This is a genomic window from Campylobacter concisus (assembly GCF_003048615.2).
Classification (GTDB): domain Bacteria; phylum Campylobacterota; class Campylobacteria; order Campylobacterales; family Campylobacteraceae; genus Campylobacter_A; species Campylobacter_A concisus_C.
Map to the genome: position 1 here is coordinate 829,298 of NZ_CP049263.1, position 21,923 is coordinate 851,220.

Consider the following 21,923-nt stretch of genomic DNA (forward strand, 5'->3'; position numbering starts at 1 on the left):
AAATGAAAAGGACTTATCAACCTCATAAAACCCCTAAAAAACGCACTCACGGCTTTCGTTTAAGAATGAAAACTAAAAATGGCCGCAAGGTTATCAACGCTAGACGTGCTAAAGGTAGAAAAAGATTGGCTGCTTAGCTGGTTTTGAGTCACTAAGTGACTCGAGAGAATTTTCTCAGGTTTATAAAGAGGCCAGTAAATGGCACTGCGACGCTTGCGTAGTTTTTTATAAACCTACAATTGAAAAAAAATTAGCAGTTGTTGCTAGCAAAAAAGTGGGAAAAGCAGTAGTTAGAAATAGAGCAAAGAGACTTTTAAGAGCTGCTTTCTTTTCTATTTCTAACGAGCTAAAAGATGGCACTTACATTATGGTCGCAAAAAATGGAATTACAGAAATTTCATTTGACAAAATTTGTAAAAATTTGAGCTGGTCTATAAAAAAAATGGGATGTCTAAAATGAAAAAATTTGCGATTAAATTTATCGCTTTTTATCAAAAATATATTTCCATACTTCTGCCAAAAAGCTGTCGCTACTATCCGACTTGCTCACAATACGCCATTTGGGAATTTCAAACAAACAGCTTTTTCTCTGCTTTTTTTGCAACATTCATGCGAATTTTAAGATGCAATCAACTTTTTAAAGGCGGTATCAACTACCCAATCATCCGCAAAAAATTTAACTCATGTTTTATATTTCAAAAAAGCGATGCCAAAAATGTAAATTTCTGGTTTATCCCTTGCCAAAATAGTAAATTTTATGTCGTAAAAGTATTAGATAAATTAAAGGAAAAAAATTAAATGGAACAGATGTCTATGCAAAAAAGGTTGCTTCTTGCAGCACTTTTGTCAATCGTATTTTTCATAGTATATGACTTTTTTATGCCAAAAAGAGCTCCACTAGAGCAAAACCAAACAACAATCTCTCAAACAATGGATCAAAGCAAAGCCCCAGCCTCTACTAACGATACTCCAAAATCAAATGAAAATTTAGCTTCAAACGAGATAATCGCTACCATCAAAGGTCAAAGCTATGAAGCAAAGATAGATAAGTTAGGCAGGATTGCGAAGTTTTATCTCACCGAAGATAAGTATAAAACAGAAGATGGCAACAAAATCGAGCTTGTTTCACAAAATCCACTGCCGCTTGAGCTTAGATTTAATGATAGCACTTTAAATACTGATGCTTTTAAGGTTGCATATAGCAGTGACGCTAGCGAGGTAGATGCTAGCAGCGAGCCTAAAACTATAAAACTCACTCAAAATTTAAGCGGCGTTACAGTCACAAAAAATATCAAATTTTATCCAAATGGTCATTACGAGGTTGAAGTAAATTTAAGTAAAAGTGTTGATTATTTCATCACTCCTGGCTTTAGACCAAATATCGCGATAGATAGCTACACGGTTCATGGTGTCATGCTTAGAAATACAGACGATAGCCTAAATATCATAGAAGATGGCGATGCAAAAGAGGTTAAAAAGTATGCAAACACAACTATAGCGGCTGCATCTGATAGATACTACACAGCGCTATTTTACTCATTTAATAAGCCATTTGAAGCTGTTGTTGATAAAGATGCAAATAACAATCCTATCGTCTTTGTAAAGGCAAACGATAGTCTAAAACTAGGCGCTTACATCGGACCAAAAGAGCATAAAATTTTAAGCTCGATGGATGAAAGACTAAACGACGTTATTGAGTATGGTTGGTTTACATTTATAGCAAAGCCGATGTTTGCATTCTTAAATTTCTTACATAACTACATCGGCAACTGGGGTTGGGCGATAGTTGTGCTAACGCTTGTTATAAGGATAGTTTTGTTCCCGCTTACATATAAGGGTATGCTATCGATGAATAAGCTAAAAGAGCTTGCTCCAAAGGTAAAAGAGATCCAAACAAAATATAAAGATGATAAGCAAAAGATGCAAGTTCATATGATGGAGCTATACAAAAAACATGGTGCAAACCCGATGGGTGGCTGCTTGCCGATCTTGCTTCAAATTCCGGTATTTTTTGCGATCTACCGCGTTTTACTAAATGCGATCGAGCTAAAAGGTGCTCCTTGGATACTTTGGATACACGATCTTTCAGTGATGGATCCATACTTTGTGCTACCTATCTTGATGGGTCTAACGATGTTTTTACAACAAAAACTTACACCAACAACATTTACTGATCCTATGCAAGAAAAGGTTATGAAATTCTTGCCGTTAATTTTTACATTTTTCTTTGTGACATTCCCAGCAGGTCTTACGCTTTACTGGTTTGTAAATAACGTTTGTTCAGTCGTTCAACAAGTCTTTGTAAATAAACTTTTTGAAAAACATAAAAAAGCTGCGGAGGTAAAAGCTCAATGAAAATAGAAGCAAATACCCTCCAAGAGGCATTTCAAAAGGCGGCCGAGCAGCTTAACTGTTCAGTCACTGAGCTTGATATAAAGGTCTTGCAACACCCAAGTGGCGGAATTTTTGGATTTTTTAAAAAGACAGCGATCATTGAGGCAAATTTAGAAAATCAGCCAAAACCACAGCATAAACCAAAGAATGATAGAAATTTTGCTAAAAAAAGTGATGAAAACGAGCCTGCAAAAGAAGAGAAAAAACAGGGCAAAAAACACGATCATAATGATAAAAAGCGAAATCCTAAAAAGCATAAAGATGAGAAAAATGAGGCTAAGTCTGAGCAAAAAGAGCATAAAAATGAAAAGCCAAATTTAAGCGAGAAAAACTCAGCTCTTGCTAAAGATGCCTTTGCTGAAAAGGGCGAAAAAGAGGCTGAAGAGCCAGGATATGTCATAAAAAGACTTGATGAGCCAAAAGAGCAAAAAGAGACTAAAGTGGCAAAAGAGCCACAAACTAGCAAAAGTGCTCCTAAAAATATCCTAGATACTTCAATTATCGAAAATTTCAACCATACAGATGAAGAGAGCGCGCCTCAAGCTTTACCAAAAGAGAAAAAAGAGAAGGTTGTAATCGACTTTGATAAAATTTTGCCTGAGATAAAAGAGGGCATGACGCGTCTTTTTAAAGCAAGCTGCTTTGAGATAGACAAGGTAGAAGTTAGTAAATTTAACGATGAGACCGTGCTTATCGAGCTAGACGGTGCTGACGCGGCGCTACTTATCGGCAAAGAGGGTTATAGATATAAAGCGATCTCTTATATGCTCTATAACTGGCTAAATTCAAAATACAACCTCGCTATCCGCCTTGAGATCGCGCAATTTTTGCAAAATCAAGAAGCGATGATGGATCAATATCTAAATGGTGTGATCGAGCGTGTGCAAAATAGCGGTAGAGCTCAAACAAAGCCACTTGATGGAGTTTTGGTTAAGATCGCGCTTGAGAAGCTTAGAGAGAAATTCCCAGATAAATATGTCGGCATAAAAAGTGGCAATGACGGCAAATTTGTCGTCGTAAATGACTTTTTTAAAAAATGAGTGAAACTATCGCAGCCCTTGCCACAGCTTATGGCATCGGCTCAGTTTCTATCGTAAGGCTTAGTGGCAAGGACGCCCTGACCACTTCTTTAAAACTACTTAAACTTTCAAATTTAGAGCCAAGATACGCAAAACTAGCCAAAATTTACTCCCTTGATGATGAAATTTTAGACGAGGGCATCGTTATATATTTTAAAGCCCCAGCAAGCTTTACTGGTGAGGATATCGTCGAGTTTCAAACCCATGGCGGCGTGATGGTGAGTGAGAGAATTTTAAATGAGCTAATAAGAGCTGGCGCTAGGCTTGCAATGCCTGGCGAGTTTAGCAAGCGAGCATTTTTAAATGGCAAGATGGATCTAGCAAAGGCTGAGGCGATGCAAGGGCTCATCACTTCAAAAAGTGAGATCGCTGCTAAAATTTTAACGCGCCAAATGCAAGGCGATCTTAGCAAATTTGTAGGCGAGATCAGGGGCGAAGTGGTCAAAACTCTTGCTTTTGTTGAGACGATGATTGACTACGCTGATGATGATCTGCCTGCAAATTTGCTAGAGCAGACAAAAGATATGCTTTTAAAAAATAGCGAGAAATTAGAGCGCATAGTCACTCTTAGCGAGCAAAGAATGGGGCTGATAGATGGCTTTAAAATCGCTATCGTTGGCAAGCCAAATGTTGGCAAAAGCTCTATCTTAAACTCATTTTTGGCATACGAAAGAGCGATCGTTAGCGACGAAGCGGGCACAACTAGAGATAGGATAGAAGAAAATTTTAAGATAGGCTCGCATCTAGTTCGCATAATAGACACCGCAGGCATCAGAAAAGATGCTGGAAAGATCGAGCAAATCGGCATAAACTACTCAATCTCTGCCATAAACGAGGCCGACATCATCCTAGCTGTCTTTGATGGCTCATCTTTAAGCGACGAGCAAGATAAAGAGATAATAAAGCTCGTTTCTAACTCAAACAAAAAAGCCTTTTTTATCCTAAACAAAAGCGATCTTGAGTTTAAATTTGACATAGAGCTAGAGGGCGCTATCAAAATTTCTGCAAAAACTGATACAAGCGTAGTTTTAAAAGAGCTTGAGGGCTATCTCAAGACGCAAGACACCGACGAGATCATGCTAAGCTCAAACCGCCAAATTTTAAGCTGCAAAGAGGCGAGCGAGGCTTTAAAAAGAGCATTTTTAAGACTAAGTGAAGAGGAGCTAGAAATTTTTGCTTATGAGCTAAATACCGCGATAAAGGCGCTTGCAAGCATCACAAAACCATTTGAGAGAAGCGAAATTTTAGACGAGATGTTTAGCCATTTTTGTTTAGGAAAATGATACTTTTTTTGGCTAAAATCTGCGCTTTTTAAGGGAGAGAATATGAAAATTTTACTTATAAATGGTGGCAAAAAATTTGCTCATTCAGATGGTAGGCTCAATCAAACACTTCACGATCTCGCAAGCGAAAAACTAGCAAAAATGGGTCACGAGGTAAAGCAAACAACAATAGATCAAGGCTATGATATCGAGGCTGAAGTTGAGAAATTTCTCTGGATGGACGCCGTAGTTTGGCAGATGCCAGCTTGGTGGATGGGCGAGCCTTGGATAGTGAAAAAATATATCGACGAGGTCTTTACAGCAGGACACGGCAAGCTTTATACGAGTGATGGCAGGCATAGGATAGATCCAGCCAAAAACTACGGCAAAGGCGGCTTGCTAAATGGCAAGAAATTTATGCTAAGCCTTACTTGGAATGCCCCAGCTGAGGCATTTAGCGATCCAAATGAGTTTTTTGAGGCACGTGGCGTTGATGGAGTTTATTTTCATTTTAGAAAGGCAAATGAATTTATGGGCTTAAAGTCGCTTCCGCACTTTATCTGCTGCGATGTTATCAAGATGCCAGACGTGCCAAGATACCTAAAAGAGTATGAGGCGCATCTTGAAAAAGTTTTCAAAGCGTAAAAAACAAATTTCTACCGCTCTTTAGCCATTTGCGCTAGAGGGCATTTAAATTTATATCTATTTTGGTTGGGGAAAATGAGGACAAAATTTCTATTTTTAGCTGCAGTTATATTTTTTGCAGGGTGCGCTGGCAAGCAAATTTTAAAGCTAAGCGATGAGGCAAATTTACTCTATCTTGAAAATAACGAAACCTTGCACGAGATGAAATTTTATAAGCTGCAAAACAGCCTAGATGACTTTAATAAATTTGCAAACATTGTCGGTAAGGCTGAGATAAAAGCAGCCAGCACAAATGCAGAATTTAGTGCTCTTGGCGATCTCATGCAAGGCAGCGAAGCAGACAAAATGGTGCTTGTTAAAAATTTGGGCACAAATCATGAGCTCATCTTGTCAAATGCTAGTGACATAGAGGAGCTAGCAAATGCAAAAAATATCAAATTTTATGAAATTTCAAATGGCGCTATCAAAAGCGTAGTTTATAGCACAAAAAGCATGCCAGTTTGCGAAGCTTTTGCAGGTGGCAAAGAGGTGATAAAAGTAAAAAGCGTGACAAATCACCCTTTGAAAAATGGCTTTTTTGCGGTGATCTTAAACTCAGATATATCTAAAGATCAAGGCTTTTTTCTAAGAGAGACGAGCTATTATTTCAACCTTTCAAGCGAAGATGAAGAGAAGATTAAGGCTGATACGCTAACGCAAAATTTTTATAAAACATTTATCGAAAGCGACCTCGTAAAACAAGGCGAAATTCTCTCAAATGTGCTTTGTTTTAGTAAATTTCAAAAGGCTTTTTAGTAACTTTTTATAAGCAAGGTTGTAAAATAGCTTAAAATTCTTAAAAGGTTACATCAATGGATAAAGCTACCATACAAGCACATAAAATCAGCGACGAAGAGTATGAAGAGATCTTAAAAATTTTAGGCCGTGAGCCAAATTTACTAGAGCTTGGCATATTTTCAGCGATGTGGAGCGAGCACTGCAGCTACAAATCAAGCAAAAAATACCTAAACGGCTTTCCGACAAAGGCGCCTTGGGTCATCCAAGGACCTGGCGAAAATGCTGGCGTCATCGACGTTGGTGACGGGGTTGCGGCTGTGTTTAAGATGGAGAGTCACAACCACCCAAGCTTTATCGAGCCGTTTCAGGGCGCTGCAACTGGCGTTGGTGGAATTTTAAGAGATGTCTTTACGATGGGCGCAAGAGTCGTTGCGAACATGAACTCACTTCGTTTTGGCGAGATAAGAGGTGAGAGCGAGCTAGCCAAAAAGCATAGATATTTGCTAAAAGGAAGTGTGGCTGGTATCGGACACTATGGCAACTGCATGGGCATCCCAACGATCGGCGGCGAAACTACATTTGATCCTAGCTTTAATGGCAATATCCTAATCAACGCTTTCGCGCTTGGACTTTGCAAAAGTGATGAAATTTTCTACGGCAAGGCTGAAGGCGTGGGCAATCCAGTTATTTACGTGGGCTCAAAGACCGGCAGAGACGGACTTGGTGGCGCTGTGATGGCGAGCGATAGCTTTAACGACGAAAATAAATCACTTCGCCCAACGGTGCAAGTAGGCGACCCATTTGCTGAGAAACTGCTCATGGAGGCGTGCTTGGAGCTCTTTAAAAAAGACTACATCATCGGCATCCAAGATATGGGCGCAGCAGGACTTACAAGCTCTAGCTTTGAGATGGCTGGCAGAAGTGGCAGCGGTATGAAGATGTATTTAGAGCGCGTACCGATGCGCGAAGTTGGCATGACGCCTTATGAGCTAATGCTAAGCGAGTCTCAAGAGCGTATGCTAATATGCGCAAAAAAAGGCTATGAGCAAAAGGTACTTGAAATTTTTAGAAAGTGGGACCTTGACGCTGAGATCATCGGTGAGGTCACAAGTAGCGGTGTGATGCAGCTTTACTGGCACGGCGAGCTTGCAGGTGAAATCCCTATTGGCCCACTTAGCGAGGCAGCTCCGGTGCTTGATCGTCCAGTCGCACGTCCAAAATACCTTGATGAGATAGCAAATTTAAAAATTCAAAACAATGTCGATAACAAAACTGCATTTTTCAAGCTTTTAAAAGAGCCTGAAGTGCTAAATAAAAGCTTCATCTACGATCAATATGACGCAAATATCCAGACAAATACGATAAAACAGCCAGGTCACTTAGGCGCTGCAAGTATCAGAGTAAAAGGCACTAAAAAGGCCGTCTCTATGGCTGCTCAGTGCGATCCAAGAGCAAATTTCGTTGATCCAAAAATAGGCGCTGCAAGAGCTGTCGCTGCAGCTGGTAGAAAGGTAGCGATGAGCGGCGCTGTGCCACTTGCGATAACTGACTGCCTAAACTACGGCAACCCGCAAAATCCAGAGGTTATGTGGCAGTTTAAAGAGGGATGTGAAGGCATAAAAGAGGCTTGCCGTGAGCTAAATACGCCAGTTGTTAGTGGCAATGTGAGCCTTTATAACGACACTGACGGCGTAAGCGTCTATCCAACTCCAGCCATCGTCACGGTTGGTGTAAATGAAGATGCAAATTTAAACCTAAAAAGCACATTTTTAAGCGAGGGCAGGGCGATTTACTTGCTTGGCGAGACAAGCGGTGAATTTGCAGCTTCGCTTTACGCAAAGGCTCTATTTAACGTGGTTGGCGGCAAGCTAAAAGAGGTTGATTATAAAGCTGAGCGAGCCCTTTGGGACCTAGTAATCGAGGCAAATAAAGAGCAAATTTTAGAGTTTGCAAATAGCGTAGGCGTGGGCGGTCTTGCTATCACGCTGGTAAAAATGGCTAGCATCTCAAACATCGGCGTAAAATGTGAAGTTAAATTTAAAGAGCCAAATTTTATCTTTGATGAGAGCTTTTCAAGAGCGGTTGTGGGCGTGAAAGACGAGGCTAAATTTGAAGCGCTTGCGACTAAATTTGGTGTGAAATTTGAGAAGATCGGCGTTAGTGGAGGCAAGAGATTTAAGCTAAATGAGATAGATGAGAGCTTAGAGGACGTAAGAGAAATTTATCTAAATGAGTTTGCAAAAATCGTAAAAAAGGAGGACTAAGAGATGTTTTCTAAAAAGGAAAAAGTAAGCGGAGAAAAGGAAGTAGAGCAAAACGAGAAAAAGGGCGTGGCAAAACCGCCAGTGCTCTTTAGCGATACTCAAAATTTGATAAGTACGATCGAAAAAAGGCTAAATGCCCCTTTGATAACCTACTACAACTCAAACGCTGGTAATGTCTGCGGCAACGACGCAAGCGCAATGTATGAAATTTTAAAGGGTAAAAAGATAGACACTGCCTATCTTTTCATAAAAAGTGATGGCGGAAGCGGTATAGCCGCACTTAGGATCATTAGCACCCTTAGAAACTACTGCAAAAATTTAATAGCACTGATCCCATCAAACTGCGCTTCAGCTGCTACTATGATGGCGCTTGGCGCAAATGAGATCGTGATGGGCCCGCTTGCCTATCTAACGCCAGTTGATACATCGCTCAAGCACGAGCTAAGCCCTACAAACAAGGGCAACGAGCTAGTTAGTGTCTCTATGGACGAGCTTAGCCGTGTAGTCAAGCTCTGGAAAGAGCAGGACAAGGATAGACCAAACGACACAAACCCCTATAACTCGCTATATGAGTATATCCATCCGCTAGTTTTTGGTGCGGTTGATCGTGCTAGCTCGCTTTCGCTTAAAATTTGCTCTGAGCTACTTAGATATCACATAGATGATGATAAAAAGATCGTTGAAATTTCAGAGCGTCTAAACGCAGACTATCCAGCGCACGAGTATCCGATACTCTTTCGTGAGGCGCAGGAGATCGGTCTGCATGTCAAGAAAATGGACGATGATCTAAACGAGATGCTTCAGGAGCTAACGCTACTTTACTCAGAGATGGGACAGCGAGCCTTTACTGACTACGATGAGAACAGCTATCACGATAACAACATCGCAAACATCATCGAGACAAACGGCAAGCAAATTTACTATCAGATCGATAAAGACTGGTTTTATCGTCCTGAGGAGCGCCGCTGGAACGTGATGAACGACGAGAGCTCATGGCGCAAAAATGAGCTAGTAAATGGCAAGATAAAAAATACAATCTATCACTTGTGGTAATATGTCTGGAGTCCTGTTTTTACTGATATTAGGCGGTGCGATATTTTTATTTATGAATGTCCAAGCAGGTAGTAACCGCAAGAAACAAGCAAATGTAGATGAGGCTAAATTTCTAGTCTCACTGCTTGCAAAAGTCGCTAAAAGTGACGGCAGAGTTAGCGAGCTAGAGGCTAGGCTGATCACTCAAGTGCTTGATGATCTAAGCCAGAAAGTTAGCGGTGTTAGCGGCGTGCGTGAGTATCTAAAAGAGGTCTATAAGAGCCAAAAAGAAAATGTAGATAACGCCTATGAAACCGCCAGAAACTACAAGCGCGCGTTTAATCTAAACTACAATACCTGCGTGGCTAGGCTCACTTTTTTTCTAAATTTAGCCTATATAGACGGAGAATTTAACAAAAGCGAGCAAGATGTTATAAGAAATATCGCTTATGGATTTGGCATCGACAAAGAGACGCTTGATGAGATAATCTATAAATTTGATAGCTTCTATGGCTCAAGATTTGGAGCGGATCACGATGAGATGAGCCAAGAAAACGATGCATTTGAGGTTTTAGGACTTAGCAAAAATGCAAGCCTTGATGAGGTAAAGGCTCGCTACAAAGAGCTTGTGAGGCAGTATCACCCTGACATTTTGATGGGCAGGGGCGAGAGTAAAGAGATGATAGAGCGCTCTACTAAGAAGCTTCAGGAGATAAATGAGGCTTATGGGCGATTAAAAGAGAAATTTGGAGTTTAGATGAAGAAATTTGTGATTTTGCTTTTGGCTGTGGCTGGCTTTTGCAGAGAGCTAAACGTAAGCGATCTTGATGGAAATGAGATCAAATTTGAGCTAAAAGATAGCACGCTTTTTGAAAATAGCAAAAAGATCGGCGAATATAATAAGACAAGCGCTGCTAGCATCATCCTAGCTGGCAGTGATGGTGTTGAGGCTGATTTTAAGGCAGTTAGAGCTAAAAATTTAAATGAGTTTAAAGAGTATATATTTTCAGATGAGGGCGGCATAAAGGTGGTGAAATTTAGCGCTAAAAGCCCGATCTGCAAGGCATTTAGTAAAAAAGAGGCTGTAAATTTAAGCGTGCTAAGTTCAAGCTATTTTGGTGGCAAACAAATTTCAAACTATGCCTTTAGTGTGGATATCGCAGGTGGCGAGTTTCAAAATTTAGTTAAAAAGAGCCACTTTGCAGTAAATGCTAGCGGCAAAAGTTTAGAAAAACTAGAAAACATAACAGAAGAAAATATCAAAAAAGACACAGCGATGGGGCTACTGGTGCTTGAAAAAGCGATGTGTTTGGCGGAGAAATAAATTTAAAAAGGAAGACAAATGAAGGAAATTTTGTTAGCGGTTGTGATAGCGATAGGATTAAGCGGGTGTTTTGCTCCGCTAAAGCCTATGTATTTTAAGACGAAAGATAAGGTTGTCGAATATAGTTTTGACGACAAAGGTAAATTATATGAAGATGGAAAATTACTCGGAGACTACACTAATATCTCACGGGCAACACAGGTGTTGCTTAGAGATGATAGTGGCAAATCCTATGTGAATTTCAATGTTTATAAAACAAAAGGTGTGAAGTCGGCAACTATATATCTGTTTCAGCGAGGATCAGAATTTTCTACTATCATAACAAAGAGTAATGGCGATAGTATTTGTTACTCTTATATGGCAGGAGAGAATTTAGATATTAGTGGATTTGCAAGTGTTTATAATAAGCAAGATATACTTTTTTCATACACTTTTGAGGGCACGTTATACAAAAAAGAGTCTAAAATGCAAAAAATTAATGAATTGTATGTTAGTAGAAGTTTCTTGGATGCTAATGGTGGCGAGGAAAAATCAAAAGTGATTAGAGGAGAGATAATCAAACTATATGCTTCTTATAAGCTAAAATTTATAAGAGATATTTTGAGTAAAGAGTGTAGATAATAAAATTTAATAAAGGAGAAAAAATGAGAGCATTGCTTAGCGTTAGCGATAAAGAGGGCATTGTAGAGTTTGCAAAGGGGCTAGAAGAGCTTGGCTGGCAGATACTTTCAACTGGTGGCACCTATAAACTTTTAAAGGCTGAGGGCGTCAAAGCCACTGAGGTTAGCGAATTTACGGCGTCACCTGAGATGTTTGAGGGCAGGGTAAAGACCCTTCATCCAAAGATACATGGTGGCATCTTGCACAAACGCGATGACGCTACACACGTGGCTCAGGCAAAGGAGTATGGCATCGAGGGCATCGATCTAGTTTGCGTAAATTTATATCCATTTAAAGAGACTACGATTAGGACTGATGACTTTGCCGAGATCATCGAAAATATCGACATCGGCGGCCCAGCTATGGTAAGAAGTGCTGCTAAAAACTTTAAAGATGTGCTTATAGTCACAAGCATGCTTGATTATGATGAAATTTTAAAGCGCCTAAAAGAAAAAAGCGATGATTACGAGTTTAGAAGATCGCTGATGATAAAGGCGTTCGAGCATACAGCAGCCTATGACAGCATGATCGCAAACTATATGAATGATAGATTTAATGGCGGTTTTGGCGATGCTAGATTTATTGTGGGAAGCAAGGTTTTTGACACTAGATACGGCGAAAATCCTCACCAAAAAGGCGCGCTTTATGAGTTTGATTATTTCTTCACAAACAACTTTAGAGCCCTTAAAGGCGAGGCAAGTTTTAATAATATGACCGATATAAATGGCGCTTTAATGCTTGCAACTAGCTTTGATGACGCTCCGGCAGTGGCTATCATCAAGCACGCTAACCCTTGCGGCTTTGCGATAAAAGATACGCTGCTTGAGAGCTACGTGGCAGCGCTTAAGTGCGATCCGATCTCGGCATACGGCGGTGTGGTGGCGATAAATGGCACGCTTGATGAGGAGCTAGCTAAAAAGATAAATGAAATTTATGTTGAAGTAATCATCGCTGCAAATGTCGATGATGCCGCGCTTAAGGTGTTTGAGAGCAAAAAACGCATCAAAATTTTCACTCAGGATAATAAATTTTTAGTCCGCGCAAATGATAAATTTGACTTTAAGCACATCGATGGTGGATTTGTATTTCAAGAAAGAGACTTCGTAAAAGACGAAGAGCTTGAAAATATGAAACAAATGAGCAAGAAATTTGCAACTGGCAGTGAGCTAAAAGACGCTCAGATCGCTTGGAAAGTGGCTGCACTAACAAAGAGTAACTGCGTAGTTTATGTAAAAGATGGCGCGATGGTGGCTATTGGCATGGGTATGACTAGCCGTGTGGATGCTGCTCGTGCGGCCGTGGCAAAGGCAAAAGAGCTAAAGATCGATCTAAGTGGCTGCGTGCTTGCAAGCGAGGCGTTCTTCCCATTTAGAGACAGCATCGACATCGCTAGCAAAGTCGGAGTAAAATGCGTCATCGAGCCAGGGGGTAGCATCAGAGATGATGAGGTGATAGAGGCTGCTGACGAGCACGGCATGTCGCTATATTTCACCGGCGTTAGACACTTTTTACACTAAAATTTAGGGGCACTTTGCCCCTTACTTCACACTTTATAACTTTAAATTTTATATAATCCTTCAAAAAAGGAGCTCACATGAAAAAGATATTAAATTTTCTCTTGGTTTTGGTGGTATTTTTGGGTGTAAATTTGATGGCAAAAGATGAGTTTATAAAGGAGCAGACGATGGCAGGGCAAAATTTGAAAGAAATTTATTTAGCAGGTGGCTGCTTTTGGGGCATGCAGGGATATTTTAAAAAGATATTTGGCGTGGTGGATACAAAAGTGGGCTACGCAAATGGTAAGAGCGAGAGCACAAGCTACCGTGAGCTGCACGAGAGCGATCACGCCGAGACACTTTATGTGAAATTTGATGAAAACAGGGTCGCTTTGGCTGAAATTTTGGCTCATTTTTTTAGGGTGATCGACCCGACCTCGCTAAATAAACAGGGCAATGACGTCGGCAGGCAGTATAGAAGCGGGATTTACTATGTTAGTAAGGACGATCTGCCAGTTATTGAGAGCTTTATGAAGATAGAGCAAAAGAAATTTAAAGATAAGATCGTGGTTGAGGTCGCACCTCTTAAAAATTTTATCATTGCCGAGGAGTACCATCAAGACTATCTTGATAAAAACCCTTTTGGATACTGCCATATAGATCTAAATTTGGCAAGCAAGCCGCTTTACGATGAGGCTAAATTTAAGCCGCTTAGCAAAGAGGAGCTAAAGAAAAATTTAAGCAGCGAGCAGTATGCCGTGACGCAGGAGGCGGCGACTGAGAGGCCATATAGCAGCGAGTATGATAAATTTGACAAAAAGGGCATCTATGTTGATATCACCAGTGGCAAGCCGCTCTTTTCAAGCGCTGATAAATTTGATGCGGGGTGTGGCTGGCCAAGCTTTACAAAGCCTATCACAACAACGGCGCTTGCCTATAGCGAGGATAACTCTTTTATGATGAAAAGGGTTGAAGTTAGGTCTCAAAACAGCGACGCACACCTTGGACATGTCTTTGATGATGGACCAAGCGATAAGGGCGGGCTAAGGTACTGCATAAATGGCGCAAGCCTTAAATTTATACCGCTTGAAGATATGGCTAGACTCGGATACGAGGAGTTTATCCCTTACGTAAAGTAGCTTTTGTTGAAGCAAATCAATGGTTTGAAAAGTTTAATCAGAGTATAATTCTCCAAAATCAAAAGGAGAAAAAATGAGTGAATTTTTCAAAAACGCAGAGCAGTTTAGCGTCGATGGTGCGACGGTGCCGTTTTATAAATTTAGTGAAAATGGTGTAAGCTTTGTGGGCTTTGACTCACGTCCTTGCGTGCCGCCAGAGCCAATGATGAACGCGCTTTTGGCTATCAAATTTGCTGATAAAAATACAAAGATCGTGATGGTAAATCACAAATTTCCAGCTGGGCTCATCCCAAAGATAGAAAAGAGCTTTGACATTAAGCGCGAGGACCTTGAGGGCGGAGCTGTGAAGATGACTTTTAGCCTAAAAGAGGGTGCGAGCATAGAAAACATAGACAACAGCCTTTGCCATTAAGATGCTTTTAAACACTTATGCGCCGCCATTTAAGCTAGTTGGCGGCTACTTTATCGCTGGCATTTTTTTCTTAGTGCTTAGCGCCCCGTCCTTTTTTTACGCTGATTTTGAGGCGATTAGTTCGCTAAATACGGCTGGCTTTTTGCATATATTTTTCGTGGGCTTTGTGATAAGCATCATCATCGGAGCTCTCTATCAGCTAACCTCGGTCATCTTGGAAAAGCCATTTTTTACGGTCAAAGGAGCTATTTTAAATTTAGCCATCTTTTGCCTGTCGCTACTTGCTATGAGCTATGCGATGATATTTGGCGAGGCCAAAATTTTACAAATCAGCGCAGTTTTTCTCTTTGGCGCACTTCTCTTTTTTGGCTCAACCTATGCGCTAAGCTTTATGGGCAATCAAAAAAGAAGCTTTGCTGCCTTTGCGCTCTTTGCCTCGGCGATATTTTTGCTAGTTGGCATAACGCTTGGATTTTGCCTAGTGATGATACTTGGCGGCACGCTTATGCTTGATTTTACTATGACGCTAAAATTTCACGTATATTTTGTGCTGGGTTTTGTGCTTTTTGTGATACTTGGGGCTGCAAGCGTGCTTTTACCGATGTTTGCTTTGGCTCATGATCTTAAATTTACACTTAGCAAAGCCTCTCTTTCCTCTTATATTTTGGCTGGAGTTTTGCTGGCAATCGATGAAAATTTAGCTATTTTTGCGGTGGCTGTGGCGGCTTTGCTTTTTATAGCTCAGGCGTTTTACATACTGAAAAAGCGCGTGAGAAAGGCGTATGATTACTGGAACGTAAATATTGCTCTTTCACTGCTTGCTTTGCTTTGCGCTGCTATATTTATGATTTTTGAAAAGCTAAATTTGGCTGCATTTTTTATGATATATGGCTTTTTATTTGCTTTTATCGTGGCTCATCTTTATAAGATCGCGCCATTTCTCATCTGGTATCACTACGTAGCACCCTTTGTTGGCAAGGCAAAAGTACCGCTACTTGATGCGATGATACTAAAAAAAGCTGCATATTTTGCCATAGTATTTAATGCCATTTCTCTTGTGTGCTACTCTTTGGCGGTTAGCTTTGAGATGAGAAATTTGGTCTATGCAAGTATGATTTTTATGGCTTTAAGCATCATTTTACTTGCTGTAAATATGATAAATGTTTTTAAATTTACTGGTTTTAAAGGATAAAAAATGAAAGAAAAAATTTATGATGCTCTATCAAATATCGTCGATCCCGAGGTTGGCTTTGATATCGTTTCGCTTGGACTGATATACGACGTAAGCTGCGATGAAAACGGCAAAGCAAAGGTAACGATGACGCTTTCAACCAAGTCTTGCCCGCTTCATGAGATGATACTTGGCTGGGTTGAAACGGCTGTGCTTGGTGTAGAGGGTGTGAAAGAGTGCGAGATCGACCTAGTTTGGGAACCTGAGTGGAATATTCAAATGGCAAGTGATTTTGTAAAAGCACAGCTTGGAATTTGAAATTCATTATATGACTTGTAATTTAATGCTGGTAACTAAAAAATTCTGGAAATTAATAATGAGATAATTAGAGAGCAAAAAGCTCTCTACAAATTTTAAGGAGTTGTTTTTATTTAATTAATCCATTTGATGACGCATAAATGATGGAACATCAAGCTGTGCCATATAGTCCTCGTCAAAGCCACCACTTACTTTTTTAAGTCTTAGGATACGTTCTTTTTTTATGATGTCATTCGTATTGGATACTTGTGTATCTTCATTTTTCTCTACCTCTTGCTGAGATCCTTGAAAACCAGTTGCAATTATAGTAACCTCAACTTTGTTGTCTTCTATTTTGTCATCAGTTGTTGTGCCAAATATTATCTCAGCATCTTCATCTGCCGCCTCATGGATAATGCTCATTGCATTATAAATATCAGTTAATGGGCAGCTAGGACTAATTCTAAAGTGGACTAATATACCAAATGCACCGTTTATTGTCATGTTATCAAGAAGTGGCGATTGTATAGCATTTTTTATTGCTTCTTGTGCCGCATCTTCACCATTTGCTTCACCAACACCCATTAACGCTAAACCTCTATGACTCATAATTGTTCTGACATCAGCAAAGTCTAAATTTATATCGCTTTTTCCTGAATCAAGTACAATTGTGCTCATACCATTCACTGCTCTTGCAAGAACTTCATCCACCATTTCAAAGCTCTCTTTTATGCCTGCATTCTTATCAATAAGCGTTAAAAGTTTATCATTTGGAATAACAACAATAGAATCGCTTTCTTTTCTAAGTTCTTCTAATCCACAATCAGCTAATTTTCTACGTTTTTTACCTTCAAACATAAAAGGCATAGTTACAACAGCAACTGTTAATGCACCAATATCTTTAGCTGCTTGAGCCACTACTGGAGCAGCACCAGTTCCTGTGCCACCACCAAGACCAGTACCTATGAATACTATGTCGGATGTCTCAAGTGCGCTTTTTACTTCATCATAACTCTCTTCAGCTGCAGCTTTTCCTACTTCTGGTCTCATACCAGCGCCTAGACCTTTTGTTGTTTTCTCACCAAGTTGAATTTTTGTATGTGCTAGAGAATTTTCAAGAGCTTTAGCGTCTGTGTTGGCCACTATAAGGTCTATATTCAAATTTGGGTTAACTCTAATAATATGGTTGACCATATTACCACCACCACCACCTACACCTACAACTTTTATTTTTGCGCCGTAAATGCTTTTGTTTTCTTCTACTGTGAAGTTACTCATTTTTAGAATTCTCCTTAAAATAATTGTGTAATACTATGCCAAAATTTTGCAAAAGCATTTGGCTTTTTTTCTTGTTTACTAATATCTGCGATGTTAGCAAGTTCTTCTTTATTGTTTGAATCATCTAATGTATTTAGCCTAAAATTTATATCAGAAAGGCTATTGTCTTCTTCTGTGCTTTTATTTACGTCCTGTGCATTTTGAACTAAAATTTGTTTATTGTTATCTTCGTCAAAAACATTTCTAAAAGTTGCTTTTGGTTTTGAAATCGCTTCACCATGATATCTCATCTTTTTCTCTGAATCGATCTCATAAGGAGTAAAATCACCAGCACCATACAAGCAAAGTCCAATAGCACAAGAGTTTGCTGGATCTCTCAAAATTTCAAATAATCCATCCATCTCTTTTGGTTTAGCAATCCTAACAGGCATTTTGTCAAATATTGCAGACGCTAAATCTCTAATGCCGTCTAACTTTGTCATGCCTCCTGTTAAAATTATGCCAGCGCCAATACTATCTTTATATCCACTATCATCTAACATTTTTGCAAGTACCATAAGGGTTTCTTCTGCTCTTGCATAAATGACATTTGAAATAATATCTAGCGAAACTTCGTGGCTTTTTGCCTCATCACCAAGAATAGGTAGTTCTATTAGATCAACTGATTTATTTATTAAAGTACCATAGCCTAGTTTAATCTCTTCGGCTTTTGGTAGAGGGGTATGAAGTGCCATTGATAGATCGTTGGTAATATTTGCTGAACCGACTGGTAAAAATTCATTATATCTTATAGAATTCCCAGAGTGTACTACAAGATTGCAAGTAGCTCCTCCCATATCAACAAGAGCGGCACCTAGTTCTTTTTCATCTTTTGTGAGCGTTGATATTGCTGAAGCATATCCTGAAAGAACTATATTGTCCAATTGAACACCTGCTAAGTTTATAGCTTTTCTTAGATTGCTAATAGACGACTTCTGTACAGTTACAATATGAGTTTGTACTTCAAGTCTTGTACCATTCATTCCTATTGGGTCTTCAATATGTTCTTGTCCATCTACCTTGAAATTATAAGGAAGAATATGCAGCTTTTCATATTCGTGCGGTATATCAGCCGTATGATCAGCCATCTGCATAGCACGTTCAATCTCTTTTATGCCTATTTCATGATTTGGAATGTTTACAACACCGCTGCTATCAACACTTTTCGTATATGCTCCTGAGATAGAAACTATAACTCTTTCATAATGTGTACCAGCAACTCTTTGTGCTTCTATTAGTGCATTTTTTATAGATTTTGCCGCTTGCTCTATGTTGGTTATTACACCTTTTCTTATACCTTGTGTTTTTTCAGTTCCTATTCCGATTATCTTTATCCCACTTTCATCATGCTGTGCTATGATTGCACAAACTTGGAAAGAACCGACATCTATACCTAAAATTTTCGTACTCAAAATATTTTACCTTTTGACATATTCTTTAACTTCATAATATTTTAGAAGTTTGTTTGTTAAATCTTTTATCAACTCATTGTTTTTAAGCATTGCAACATTTTGTTGTGTTATTTGCTTATAGTTGTTATTTATATTGTTAGTAAGCAATCTTTGTTCCAAAATATCGTACACTACGGCTTTGTCATCTAATATAACATAACCTTTTGTGTTGTTAGTGTCAAAAAGTTGAGATACAAAAGCTCTTGTATCGCTCTCATTTAAGCCCGCAATAGAGCCATTTACCTCTCTGCTAACAAAGCCAATATCTGTGCCTTTAAAGTTTTGTAGAGTATCTTTTGCTTTTGCTGTTAAAATTTCTTTTTCTTTTTTGCTTTTGTAAATTTCAAGCACATTGGCTCTTGCTTGTTCAAAGCTCATAGGTTGTGGAGGAGTTATACTTTTTATTCTAGCTATCAAATAGCCATCTTTGTAGATAAATGGTTTTATCACTTCGCCAACTTTTGCGCCCTTTATCTCATCAAGTGAAAAAGTAGCGTTGTCTTCATTTACACTTATAAAACCGTTAGTTGCAAGCTCAGCTTTTTTAACAGCGACATACTTTTCTAAAGCATTAGTTTTACTTTGCTCTATGTTGTAGTCTTTATTAACTTCAGCTTTTACCTCACTAAAAGGTTTTATCTTGTCATCAGAACCCTTATATTTATCTTGGTTCTCGTTATAGTAAGATTTTAAAACGCTTTCATTTGCGTCGCTTTTTTCTGACTCGACAAAGTATGTATCTATACCATAAAGTGTCTTTGTCATATAGTTATTTTTATTTATCTCCCAAAGATCTTTTAGCTCTTTCTCGTCTACTTTGATCTCGTTTTGATCAGCATTTACTACTTGCACAGCTAATTTATCTTGCATGAAAAAGCTAGCTTCCATCATGGCGATATCTTCTTTGCTTGCAGGTAAATTTAAAATAGTTCTAAGTTTATCTAGTAAGATAGTTAGTTTTAGATTATCTTCAAAATCAGTTGGATTTATCCTAGCTCTTCTTAGCACATCGTAGTATAAATTTTTGTCAAAAACGCCGTCTTTTTGAAATGTTGGATCGACGATTATATACTTTAAAACATCGTCTTTATTAACGCTTAGACCGATGTCGTCTGCAAAATTTAATAGTAAATTTTCTTGAATAGCAGCCTGAAGTGCAGCATTTTCTAAGCCTAACTCTTCAGCTTTCTCTTGAGTTAATTTGCCTTCAAATACATTGTTGTAGTACTGATATAACCTATCGTATTTTTGTTGCAACTCTTGAACGCTTATATTTCTATGTCCTACTTTGGCTACCGAAGTAGCTCTGTTGCTGTTTAGGTCGTATGCGCCCCAGCCGACAAAACCAGCACCGACAAAAGCTATCGTGCTTACCCAAATTGTCACGACAAGGTATTTTTTATGTTTTTGCATCCAAGATAACATTAAGTTCTTCCTTTAAAATACTAACAAAGCTTGTGCGATATTTTATAGAAATTTGGCTTAAATAAGCTTAAAATGGGGCTTTATAAAAACGTTTCTTGCTAAATTTTTACTAACATTTTTTATCTTTGTTAGCAAAAATTTAAATGCTAAAATCGCTGTAATCACCAGTAAAATGAAGCAGTTTGCAGCTATTTTCTAACAAGGCTATATCTTTTGCAAGTAGCTGAGGGCTCCTGCTATACGCGTAAACGCCGTATCCTTTGATCACGACGACGTTAGTATTTTTCTCTATCATCGCTCTATAAATTTCTGTCTCAGCACGCTCATACCAGTCGTCAAACTGCTTTGGATCATAGACTAAAATTTCATTAAATCTCATGCATCCAAAATAGTCTTTCGGTGCTATTTTTTCATGTTTCATTGCATAAGCTGTCACGTATGGAGGCATGGCGTAGCAGACAAATTTTGCTTCATTTATGTTTTTGTAGATATTTAAGTGTATATCAGCATCCAAGCTCGCATCATTCCAGCGGTAGTCTTTTTTTGATGAAAGAAGTGTTAGATCACTATCTTGCAAGTCGTCAAAAATGGCACTTTGCTTGTTGATGATGAATTGATTTTTTTCTACTCTTGCCGAGATAGAGCCATGAAAAACACCAAAAAAATTCTTTCTAAACATCGAAAGAGATATCTTTTTTATCTCATTTGTTGAGTGCAATAAGTCCATTTTTTCTCCTATGTTTGGGTGATTATATTTAAGCTATCTTAAAATTTGTGTAAAATTTTATGTAATGATAGCTTTTTAAGTAAAATTTCGATAAATTTTCACACTAATTTCATTAAAGAGGCAGTGTTGCAAAGTCCGCATATTAGCGTTTTACTTGACGAAGTTTTATCTTTTTTTAAAGGCCTGCGTGGAAATTTTATAGATTGCACGCTTGGATATGCTGGACATTCTAGTGCCATTTTGTCTCAAAATGAAAATTTAAATTTGATCGCTTGCGATAGAGATAGTGAAGCTATAAATTTCTCGCTCAAAGAACTTGAGCCATTTGGCAGCAGAGTGAAAATTTATAAGAGCAATTTCTCTGAGCTTATTAGCAAACTTAGCAGCGATGAAATTTCAAATGTTAGAGGAATTTTAGCTGACATCGGCGTTAGCTCTTTGCAGATAGATAAGGATGATAGGGGCTTTAGCCTTGGCTCAAGCGCGCTTGATATGCGCATGGACAAAGAGCGAGGATTTAGCGCCTATGACGTGGTAAATGGCTACTCGTTTGATGAGTTAGTTAGGATTTTTAGAGATTACGGTGAGCTAAAAAATGCCTCTGGGATCGCAAATAAGATAATAAATGCTAGAATTTTAGGCAAGATAACAAGCGCAAAAGAGCTTGCAAATATAATAGGCACAGCCCAGATAAAAGGGCGCGGTGTTAGCCCTGCGATCCTTGCTTTTCAGGCGATCAGGATAGAGGTAAATGGCGAGCTAGATGAGCTAACAAATTTGCTTGATAGTATAGAAAAGGGCGGTTTTAAAGATTGCTTGGTGGCGATTATAACGTTTCACTCGCTTGAAGATAGGATCGTAAAAGAGCGCTTTAAAAAGTGGGCAAACAGCTGTATCTGCCTGCCTGGCATCTACCGATGTGAGTGCGGAAACAACCACGAACTGGGTGAAATTTTAACTAAAAAACCACTAACAGCAAGCCAAAGTGAGCTAGCACAAAACTCACGAAGCAAGAGCGCAAAACTGCGTGTTTTTAAGATAAAAGGATAAA

Annotated in this window: 23 protein-coding genes; 19 read left to right on the forward strand and 4 right to left on the reverse strand. The window is 39.0% G+C overall.

Features of this window, described 5'->3' with window-relative positions:
- Positions 1 to 2: 2 nt before the first annotated feature.
- The 18 genes from rpmH (at position 3) to CVS89_RS04310 (ending at position 15,973) form a co-directional block, all read left to right on the forward strand.
- Positions 3 to 137, forward strand: a complete 135-nt coding sequence (rpmH, locus tag CVS89_RS04225; protein ID WP_002940373.1) for a 50S ribosomal protein L34 — start codon at positions 3 to 5, stop codon at positions 135 to 137.
- Positions 125 to 460, forward strand: a complete 336-nt coding sequence (gene rnpA, locus CVS89_RS04230; RefSeq protein WP_080658384.1) for a ribonuclease P protein component — start codon at positions 125 to 127, stop codon at positions 458 to 460. Before rpmH ends, rnpA begins: the two co-directional genes overlap by 13 nt.
- Entirely contained in the window at positions 457 to 798 is a 342-nt protein-coding gene (gene yidD, locus CVS89_RS04235; RefSeq protein ID WP_103578381.1) for a membrane protein insertion efficiency factor YidD, read from the forward strand. The genes rnpA and yidD overlap by 4 nt, the downstream gene beginning before the upstream one ends.
- Positions 799 to 2,355 carry a membrane protein insertase YidC gene (yidC, locus tag CVS89_RS04240; RefSeq protein ID WP_107847782.1) on the forward strand — a complete coding sequence of 519 codons (1,557 nt, stop codon included), beginning with the start codon at positions 799 to 801 and terminating at the stop codon, positions 2,353 to 2,355.
- Complete coding sequence (locus CVS89_RS04245; RefSeq protein WP_107847783.1) at positions 2,352 to 3,434, forward strand: Jag N-terminal domain-containing protein; 1,083 nt, start codon at positions 2,352 to 2,354, stop codon at positions 3,432 to 3,434. The genes yidC and CVS89_RS04245 overlap by 4 nt, the downstream gene beginning before the upstream one ends.
- Positions 3,431 to 4,756, forward strand: a complete 1,326-nt coding sequence (gene mnmE, locus CVS89_RS04250) for a tRNA uridine-5-carboxymethylaminomethyl(34) synthesis GTPase MnmE (protein ID WP_107847784.1) — start codon at positions 3,431 to 3,433, stop codon at positions 4,754 to 4,756. The genes CVS89_RS04245 and mnmE overlap by 4 nt, the downstream gene beginning before the upstream one ends.
- 42 nt (positions 4,757 to 4,798) lie before the next feature.
- Positions 4,799 to 5,380, forward strand: coding sequence for an NAD(P)H-dependent oxidoreductase (locus CVS89_RS04255; RefSeq protein ID WP_107847785.1), 582 nt, complete (start codon positions 4,799 to 4,801; stop codon positions 5,378 to 5,380).
- Positions 5,381 to 5,455: 75 nt separating this feature from the next.
- Complete coding sequence (locus CVS89_RS04260; RefSeq protein ID WP_107847786.1) at positions 5,456 to 6,175, forward strand: hypothetical protein; 720 nt, start codon at positions 5,456 to 5,458, stop codon at positions 6,173 to 6,175.
- Between the two features lie 56 nt (positions 6,176 to 6,231).
- Entirely contained in the window at positions 6,232 to 8,421 is a 2,190-nt protein-coding gene (purL, locus tag CVS89_RS04265) for a phosphoribosylformylglycinamidine synthase subunit PurL (protein WP_107847787.1), read from the forward strand.
- Positions 8,422 to 8,424: 3 nt separating this feature from the next.
- Positions 8,425 to 9,474: an SDH family Clp fold serine proteinase gene (locus tag CVS89_RS04270; protein ID WP_002940400.1), complete on the forward strand. Its 1,050-nt coding sequence runs from the start codon at positions 8,425 to 8,427 to the stop codon at positions 9,472 to 9,474.
- 1 nt (position 9,475) lies between these two features.
- Positions 9,476 to 10,210 carry a TerB family tellurite resistance protein gene (locus tag CVS89_RS04275; protein ID WP_107847788.1) on the forward strand — a complete coding sequence of 245 codons (735 nt, stop codon included), beginning with the start codon at positions 9,476 to 9,478 and terminating at the stop codon, positions 10,208 to 10,210.
- The gene (locus tag CVS89_RS04280; protein ID WP_107847789.1) at positions 10,211 to 10,777 is read left to right on the forward strand and encodes a hypothetical protein; all 567 of its coding nucleotides are present in this window, start codon (positions 10,211 to 10,213) and stop codon (positions 10,775 to 10,777) included.
- An 18-nt stretch (positions 10,778 to 10,795) separates the two neighbouring features.
- A complete protein-coding gene (locus tag CVS89_RS04285; protein WP_107847790.1) occupies positions 10,796 to 11,398 on the forward strand; it encodes a hypothetical protein in 603 nt (200 codons plus the stop codon).
- 23 nt (positions 11,399 to 11,421) lie between these two features.
- Complete coding sequence (purH, locus tag CVS89_RS04290) at positions 11,422 to 12,954, forward strand: bifunctional phosphoribosylaminoimidazolecarboxamide formyltransferase/IMP cyclohydrolase (RefSeq protein WP_107847791.1); 1,533 nt, start codon at positions 11,422 to 11,424, stop codon at positions 12,952 to 12,954.
- Positions 12,955 to 13,031: 77 nt separating this feature from the next.
- Positions 13,032 to 14,072, forward strand: coding sequence for a peptide-methionine (R)-S-oxide reductase MsrB (gene msrB, locus CVS89_RS04295; protein ID WP_107847792.1), 1,041 nt, complete (start codon positions 13,032 to 13,034; stop codon positions 14,070 to 14,072).
- 73 nt (positions 14,073 to 14,145) lie between these two features.
- On the forward strand, positions 14,146 to 14,484 hold the full coding sequence (locus CVS89_RS04300; RefSeq protein WP_107847793.1) for a hypothetical protein: 339 nt from the start codon (positions 14,146 to 14,148) through the stop codon (positions 14,482 to 14,484).
- A gap of 1 nt (position 14,485) precedes the next feature.
- Positions 14,486 to 15,676, forward strand: coding sequence for a peptidase M50 (locus CVS89_RS04305; RefSeq protein ID WP_107847794.1), 1,191 nt, complete (start codon positions 14,486 to 14,488; stop codon positions 15,674 to 15,676).
- Positions 15,677 to 15,679: 3 nt separating this feature from the next.
- Positions 15,680 to 15,973, forward strand: a complete 294-nt coding sequence (locus tag CVS89_RS04310) for a metal-sulfur cluster assembly factor (RefSeq protein WP_103572227.1) — start codon at positions 15,680 to 15,682, stop codon at positions 15,971 to 15,973.
- 117 nt (positions 15,974 to 16,090) lie between these two features.
- Here CVS89_RS04310 and ftsZ read toward each other — a convergent pair whose 3' ends face one another.
- From ftsZ to CVS89_RS04330, 4 genes are all read right to left on the reverse strand, one after another.
- Positions 16,091 to 17,230 (reverse strand): cell division protein FtsZ, encoded by a 1,140-nt coding sequence (ftsZ, locus tag CVS89_RS04315; RefSeq protein WP_103572226.1) that lies wholly within the window; start codon positions 17,228 to 17,230, stop codon positions 16,091 to 16,093.
- A 14-nt stretch (positions 17,231 to 17,244) separates the two neighbouring features.
- Positions 17,245 to 18,681, reverse strand: a complete 1,437-nt coding sequence (ftsA, locus tag CVS89_RS04320) for a cell division protein FtsA (protein ID WP_107847795.1) — start codon at positions 18,679 to 18,681, stop codon at positions 17,245 to 17,247.
- Positions 18,682 to 18,687: 6 nt separating this feature from the next.
- On the reverse strand, positions 18,688 to 20,145 hold the full coding sequence (locus tag CVS89_RS04325) for a peptidylprolyl isomerase (protein ID WP_107847796.1): 1,458 nt from the start codon (positions 20,143 to 20,145) through the stop codon (positions 18,688 to 18,690).
- Between the two features lie 139 nt (positions 20,146 to 20,284).
- Complete coding sequence (locus tag CVS89_RS04330) at positions 20,285 to 20,872, reverse strand: class II aldolase and adducin N-terminal domain-containing protein (RefSeq protein WP_002940326.1); 588 nt, start codon at positions 20,870 to 20,872, stop codon at positions 20,285 to 20,287.
- A 126-nt stretch (positions 20,873 to 20,998) separates the two neighbouring features.
- On the opposite strand from CVS89_RS04330, the gene rsmH reads away from it, so the two are divergent.
- Positions 20,999 to 21,922, forward strand: a complete 924-nt coding sequence (rsmH, locus tag CVS89_RS04335) for a 16S rRNA (cytosine(1402)-N(4))-methyltransferase RsmH (RefSeq protein ID WP_107847797.1) — start codon at positions 20,999 to 21,001, stop codon at positions 21,920 to 21,922.
- Position 21,923 lies beyond the last annotated feature (1 nt).

Coding starts and splice junctions, on each gene's coding strand:
- rpmH (WP_002940373.1), top strand. CDS start 3: ATGAAAAGGACTTATCAACCTCATAAAACCCCTAAAAAACGCACTCAC.
- yidD (WP_103578381.1), top strand. CDS start 457: ATGAAAAAATTTGCGATTAAATTTATCGCTTTTTATCAAAAATATATT.
- yidC (WP_107847782.1), top strand. CDS start 799: ATGGAACAGATGTCTATGCAAAAAAGGTTGCTTCTTGCAGCACTTTTG.
- CVS89_RS04245 (WP_107847783.1), top strand. CDS start 2,352: ATGAAAATAGAAGCAAATACCCTCCAAGAGGCATTTCAAAAGGCGGCC.
- mnmE (WP_107847784.1), top strand. CDS start 3,431: ATGAGTGAAACTATCGCAGCCCTTGCCACAGCTTATGGCATCGGCTCA.
- CVS89_RS04255 (WP_107847785.1), top strand. CDS start 4,799: ATGAAAATTTTACTTATAAATGGTGGCAAAAAATTTGCTCATTCAGAT.
- CVS89_RS04260 (WP_107847786.1), top strand. CDS start 5,456: ATGAGGACAAAATTTCTATTTTTAGCTGCAGTTATATTTTTTGCAGGG.
- purL (WP_107847787.1), top strand. CDS start 6,232: ATGGATAAAGCTACCATACAAGCACATAAAATCAGCGACGAAGAGTAT.
- CVS89_RS04270 (WP_002940400.1), top strand. CDS start 8,425: ATGTTTTCTAAAAAGGAAAAAGTAAGCGGAGAAAAGGAAGTAGAGCAA.
- CVS89_RS04275 (WP_107847788.1), top strand. CDS start 9,476: ATGTCTGGAGTCCTGTTTTTACTGATATTAGGCGGTGCGATATTTTTA.
- CVS89_RS04280 (WP_107847789.1), top strand. CDS start 10,211: ATGAAGAAATTTGTGATTTTGCTTTTGGCTGTGGCTGGCTTTTGCAGA.
- CVS89_RS04285 (WP_107847790.1), top strand. CDS start 10,796: ATGAAGGAAATTTTGTTAGCGGTTGTGATAGCGATAGGATTAAGCGGG.
- purH (WP_107847791.1), top strand. CDS start 11,422: ATGAGAGCATTGCTTAGCGTTAGCGATAAAGAGGGCATTGTAGAGTTT.
- msrB (WP_107847792.1), top strand. CDS start 13,032: ATGAAAAAGATATTAAATTTTCTCTTGGTTTTGGTGGTATTTTTGGGT.
- CVS89_RS04300 (WP_107847793.1), top strand. CDS start 14,146: ATGAGTGAATTTTTCAAAAACGCAGAGCAGTTTAGCGTCGATGGTGCG.
- CVS89_RS04305 (WP_107847794.1), top strand. CDS start 14,486: ATGCTTTTAAACACTTATGCGCCGCCATTTAAGCTAGTTGGCGGCTAC.
- CVS89_RS04310 (WP_103572227.1), top strand. CDS start 15,680: ATGAAAGAAAAAATTTATGATGCTCTATCAAATATCGTCGATCCCGAG.
- ftsZ (WP_103572226.1), bottom strand. CDS start 17,230: ATGAGTAACTTCACAGTAGAAGAAAACAAAAGCATTTACGGCGCAAAA.
- CVS89_RS04325 (WP_107847796.1), bottom strand. CDS start 20,145: ATGTTATCTTGGATGCAAAAACATAAAAAATACCTTGTCGTGACAATT.
- CVS89_RS04330 (WP_002940326.1), bottom strand. CDS start 20,872: ATGGACTTATTGCACTCAACAAATGAGATAAAAAAGATATCTCTTTCG.